The organism is Streptococcus bouchesdurhonensis (assembly GCF_948472335.1).
Window position 1 is genome coordinate 1 of the sequence record NZ_CAOKTW010000031.1, and the last position, 4,830, is coordinate 4,830.

The 4,830-nt window shown below is 34.1% G+C and carries 4 protein-coding genes and 1 pseudogene; 4 read left to right on the top strand and 1 reads right to left on the bottom strand.

Translation table 11 applies throughout. The features are described from left to right. Nucleotides 1-87: 87 nt before the first annotated feature. A pseudogene (locus QMQ21_RS19040) lies at nucleotides 88-1,005 on the bottom strand (helix-turn-helix domain-containing protein). Nucleotides 1,006-1,187: 182 nt separating this feature from the next. On the opposite strand from QMQ21_RS19040, the gene QMQ21_RS19045 reads away from it, so the two are divergent. From QMQ21_RS19045 to QMQ21_RS19060, 4 genes are all read left to right on the top strand, one after another. After that, complete coding sequence (locus QMQ21_RS19045; protein WP_001227862.1) at nucleotides 1,188-1,358, top strand: PhrA family quorum-sensing system peptide; 171 nt, start codon at nucleotides 1,188-1,190, stop codon at nucleotides 1,356-1,358. Nucleotides 1,359-1,522: 164 nt separating this feature from the next. Further along, entirely contained in the window at nucleotides 1,523-1,816 is a 294-nt protein-coding gene (locus QMQ21_RS19050) for a hypothetical protein (protein WP_000748217.1), read from the top strand. A gap of 6 nt (nucleotides 1,817-1,822) precedes the next feature. Continuing rightward, nucleotides 1,823-4,024 carry an ABC transporter permease gene (locus QMQ21_RS19055; RefSeq protein ID WP_000221426.1) on the top strand — a complete coding sequence of 734 codons (2,202 nt, stop codon included), beginning with the start codon at nucleotides 1,823-1,825 and terminating at the stop codon, nucleotides 4,022-4,024. Nucleotides 4,025-4,028: 4 nt separating this feature from the next. Then, nucleotides 4,029-4,670, top strand: coding sequence for an ATP-binding cassette domain-containing protein (locus QMQ21_RS19060; RefSeq protein WP_000087002.1), 642 nt, complete (start codon nucleotides 4,029-4,031; stop codon nucleotides 4,668-4,670). Nucleotides 4,671-4,830: the final 160 nt, after the last annotated feature.

The following is a 4,830-nucleotide window of genomic DNA, read 5'->3' on the forward strand; positions in this document are numbered from 1 at the left end:
TTAGAGCATTTTTGGCTTAGTAATCTGTGTTGAAGGCTCAAAATCTATGGTAAAAAGTAGCTTTGAAAACGTATTGCCTCCAAAGATTTAGTTAAATAATGATTTAACACAAAAAGAAATTATTGAAGTTCTGGAAAGATGTTGTTTCAGTATTGAGAAAAGGTGGGAAAAACTTGCAATTTTCACAGAGAAAGGATTGTTATAAATCTTGCATAGCTCTCTTGCTTCTATATAATAATTTTTGACTTGTTCTTTGCCAAGGAATTATGTTCCACAATTTCCAACGAGAACGAGCAGGGGAGCTAGTTGGTAACTTGTTTGCCTCTCTTTACAGAGTTCGATAGTCTCAAGAGCTTCTTGGATGGCTTCATTATATTTTTCCTTTGATACTAGGTAGTGAGCGTAATTGTAACGAACTCTGATGTAGCCAAATAAAAACTCTTGATGCTCAAAATTTTTTGTCTGATATAACTCCATCAAATGAGAGTAGTTTGCCTCATATTCTTGTTCAAGACCCACTAAGGAATAGAAATTAGATAGAGTATTCAACGCCTTTAAATAAATCAGAGTATTTGAAGAGACTTTTAATAATATATTTTCCAATGAAGAAATTGCCTCACACTTACTGTCATATTGATAGAAGTCAATAATAGCTTTAATCCATTCAAGGTAAGTTCGGTCTTCTAGTGTTAGAAAAGTACTTCGTTCAATCTCTATTCTATAAAGATATTCTAAATTGTCATAATTTCTGTCATCTAATAATCGAGCAGATAATTGCTTGAAATTAGAAAGGTTAGATTTAATTTCAATTTGTTCATTAAAAAAATAATCTAATGGCACTTCGAGTCGTTGGGAGAGTTTGAACAAAAGGTCTGCGGAGGGAATGAAATGCCCTCTCTCAATTTTACTAATCTGGCTTTGTTCACAAATTCCTTCTGCAAGAGTTTGTTGGGAGAGTCTCAACTCTTTTCTTTTCAATCTGAATTTTTCTGCGAGTGTATTCATTAAAGATAATAATCCTTCCTATTTGCTTAATTTCATTATAAAATTTTTAGTTCAAAATAGCAAGTTAAAGGAATAAATAATTCTTTATGGTAATAAACAAAAAAAAAAGTTAAAAATTACATAAAAATACTTGACTAAATAAAATATATCTGTTAGAATAAAAAAGAAAGGGGTTTCATTGCATGAGAAAAAAACGTGGAATTAAAAAATTAGTTACATTTGCATTGCTAGGTGTTTTTATGTTTAGTAATACAATTCCTTACCAACAGTTTATTCAGAAGAATAAACAATTGGAGATTCGAGTGCAATCGCAAAAGAAGTCCAATGGTCTTGATGTTGGGAAGGCTGATTAGTTGATTAAATGATGAAAATACTATTAACTATATAGTATTTCTGTTTTATCTAATTTTTAATTAGAAAGAAGGGATTCCGATGTACTAGGGTATGATTTGTTGATATTTCTAAATGCAGTCATTGTTATTGTTAGATTTTAAGTGAAAGAAATGAGGGCTTTACGATGAAGAAAAGCATAAAAAAAATAATTACAACATCTTTACTTGCACTGACTTTAGCTGGTGCAGGTGGTTCGATTGTTTCAGCTGCAACAGTTTGGTATAAAGGTACTGCAGTTTATTGGGATTATGGTCGTACTGCTGGCCTTTGGAGCTATTCAAATGTTCAGTCTAGTGTTTACGAACACTCAGCAACTGCTAACGGGGCATTCTCAGGCTGGCAATCACCTGGAGTAGAAGCACGTGTTTCTAAATTCATCGGAACTGCTACAGCTGAATGTTACTGGAATTGTAGGTAAGTACCTATGACATACAAAAACATGTTATTAGGTAAAATGAAATACTTAATCCTGTTTTTGATTGCCATCCAGAGTGTCTTACTTGCTCTGGTGGCAATTTTTTTAGCAGGTTTACAGTATCAACAGTCATGGCAGAGTTATAATCATCATTCCGAAACTGTAACAGTTTATCTTCAGAAGTTAACAGAAGAGCAATCACAAGATGTATTTAATTATTTTTTAGAACAGAGTGACTTGTCCATATGGACAAAACGTTCTGAAAGTAGTGATACAGGAGAAGGTCTAAATAGGATTTATATAGACATCCTTGGCAGCTCTGCTGGTTTTTCAGATTTTGAAAGTACGGGTAAAATAGTAGTCTCACAACAACAATTTGCAGATTTATTATCTCATAGTGATAATAGTATGACTATTGGACTTGACAAAGGCTCAAATAATATGCTTTACGAGCTTCCAGATTTATTATTTAGCACACCTGTAGTCATTGAACGATTAGATTATACTTTTCAAAACACTAATACGATCAATGGGATATACCATATCAATGGTCTCCACGATGCTGTCTCAAGAGATAACTTTCTGTTGCATCTTTCAAAGATGTCAGGTATTTCTGTTGAGGATTTGACAAAAGAAAGTTTTGGAAGTAGTACTGATCAGGGAATTTGGGGAATAATACTTGCTATCAGCATCTTAGTAAATGCCTTCATTTTACTGATTCTATTCTTAATCTGTGTTCTTCAATCCTTTAAACATTTCGGAACATTGATTCTTTTAGGATGGGATAGAAAAGAATTATGGTCTGCTTTTTTCAAAAATTCTCTACTATTTTCAATCTACATTATTCCAATTATCTCTTTATGTAGTTGGTTGTTGTCAGGCTGGTCTAGTTTTGGTTTATCATCGTTTATTCTAGTTTTTGCTGGAGTCAGCCTCTCAGTCTTGTTGCTACTATTGATATTCATTATTCCAACGATTATTGTTTATTCGGTTTCTCCATTAGCCGCAATTCATAAACGATTACCAATGAAGCCTTTAATGGTAACCTGCTTGTTATTCTATACCTTGGTAGCTGGTTTGTTAATCGCAGTCAGTTACTCTTTAGATGCTCCAACGAATCAGTTTATTGATAATATGAAAGTATCTAGGGAGTGGAAAAATGTTGAAGATATGTACGTTATCTCCAGCTTTGTTGAGGGAGATGATGTAGGTACATATGCAGGAACTACAAATTCCCTTGAGCGTAGTATGTATAACTTTTACCAGCGTATATCTGAGCTTCCAGGTGTCTATATTGCCCAAGGAAAATTTCTTAATCAGGAGTACCTTGATGCAGTCTATGGGACATACCAACATGTCCCTAAAAAACCATTTTGGTATTTGAAATTCTCCTATAATTACCTGCAAGAGTTAGGTATTCCCCTAAGTGATGAGGAGTTGCTAGAGATGAGGAATGGTACTCGACTTTATCTTCTACCTAACACGCTCAATACAGAAGAACTTGAGGCGATGAAGGCTTATTTACAGGAAAGTGTCACTGTAAAACCGGGAGATTTACAAACTAATTTCACAGAAAATCCGAAATTTATGTTCAAGGTTTACCAACCGTCTCGACCAATATTTACTTGGTCAGATTCCATTTCTTATGGTACAACTAGTGAGAATCCAGTTATTTTTGTCTCAACACCAGAGAATCTATATTTCATGGAGTCGGCAAACTTAGTTGTCAGCGGCTATAATGGTCTTTTGAAGATTCGTGATAGGGAAACAATGGAACAGGTAGTGTCCGTTTTAGAAACAGAATTTCCAGATTTAACGGATAATCGGTTGAGTTTTACAACTGTCAAGAACTTTATCAATGGTCTTCAAAAAGATCTGAGTTATACATTTTATCTTTTCGGCACGATTATAGCGATTATCATCATTACGATGATGGCTATTTTCTGGAGTTTTGTCTTAATGTACCGCTTGTTATTTGAAGAAAAATTGTATGTTCAATACTTTATGGGATTCTCACCATGGAAAAGATATATTGGTGTGGTTTCTCTCATTATTAGTTTTTCTGTGATGGAACTAATCGTTTCTATCTTGGTGGGTTCTAAGTTGGGAATAGTCATGACACTAGCTACATTTGCTTTTCAGATAATGCTTCTTTACTTCAGTTTGTTCCGTAAAGAAGGAGAGAGTATCATACAATCATTTAAGGAGTAATCTCATGTCTAGAATTTCAGTACAAAATGTATCAAAACAATTTGGTTCAAGAGAAATTTTCAAAGACTTAAGCTTTGATATTGAGGAAAATGAATTTGTAGCTTTAGTAGGACCTTCTGGTTCTGGAAAATCGACTATCCTCAATATGATTGGACTATTGGATACTGTTGACAGTGGTAAAATCCTAATCAACGGAAAAGTTTTGCCTAAGGTAAATTCGCAATCAGCAGTTCATTATCGAAGGAATGTCATCAACTATCTTTTTCAATCCAATGCACTCATTTCTACATCTAGTGTGAAAGATAACCTGATGCTTGCCATGACTTTTTCGAATTTCTCTAGACAGGAGAAAGAGCAGAGAATCAAGGAAACGCTAGAATTTGTTGGTCTACAAAATCGGTTAAATAGTAAAGTCAATGAATTATCGGGAGGTGAACAGCAGAGAATTGCGATTGTGAGAGCTATTTTAAAGCCCGGAGATATTGTCCTAGCAGATGAACCAACCGGATCGTTAGATCCTGAAATGTCTCAAAAAGCATTCGATTTGATTCGAACTTTGAGAGATCAATTTGGTAAAACAATTTTGATTGTTACGCATAACATGGAGCAAGCACGGCAATGTGATAGGATCATTTCACTGGAGTAGGTTCTTGTAAATTAACTCAAGCATTATTAGCACTTGATACGGTTACTTCTGAACCCGTTTCAAAAGAAAACTATCTTTATTCCATGTTATTTTGAGAAAGATATTGTGAAAGTCAAAGATGATGATGAAGTTGAGTGGCATTTGTTAGAATTTCAAAAAT

Bases quoted from the DNA above. Each gene is read 5' to 3' on its own strand.
- QMQ21_RS19045 (WP_001227862.1), top strand. From the start codon at position 1,188: ATGAGAAAAAAACGTGGAATTAAAAAATTAGTTACATTTGCATTGCTA.
- QMQ21_RS19050 (WP_000748217.1), top strand. From the start codon at position 1,523: ATGAAGAAAAGCATAAAAAAAATAATTACAACATCTTTACTTGCACTG.
- QMQ21_RS19055 (WP_000221426.1), top strand. From the start codon at position 1,823: ATGACATACAAAAACATGTTATTAGGTAAAATGAAATACTTAATCCTG.
- QMQ21_RS19060 (WP_000087002.1), top strand. From the start codon at position 4,029: ATGTCTAGAATTTCAGTACAAAATGTATCAAAACAATTTGGTTCAAGA.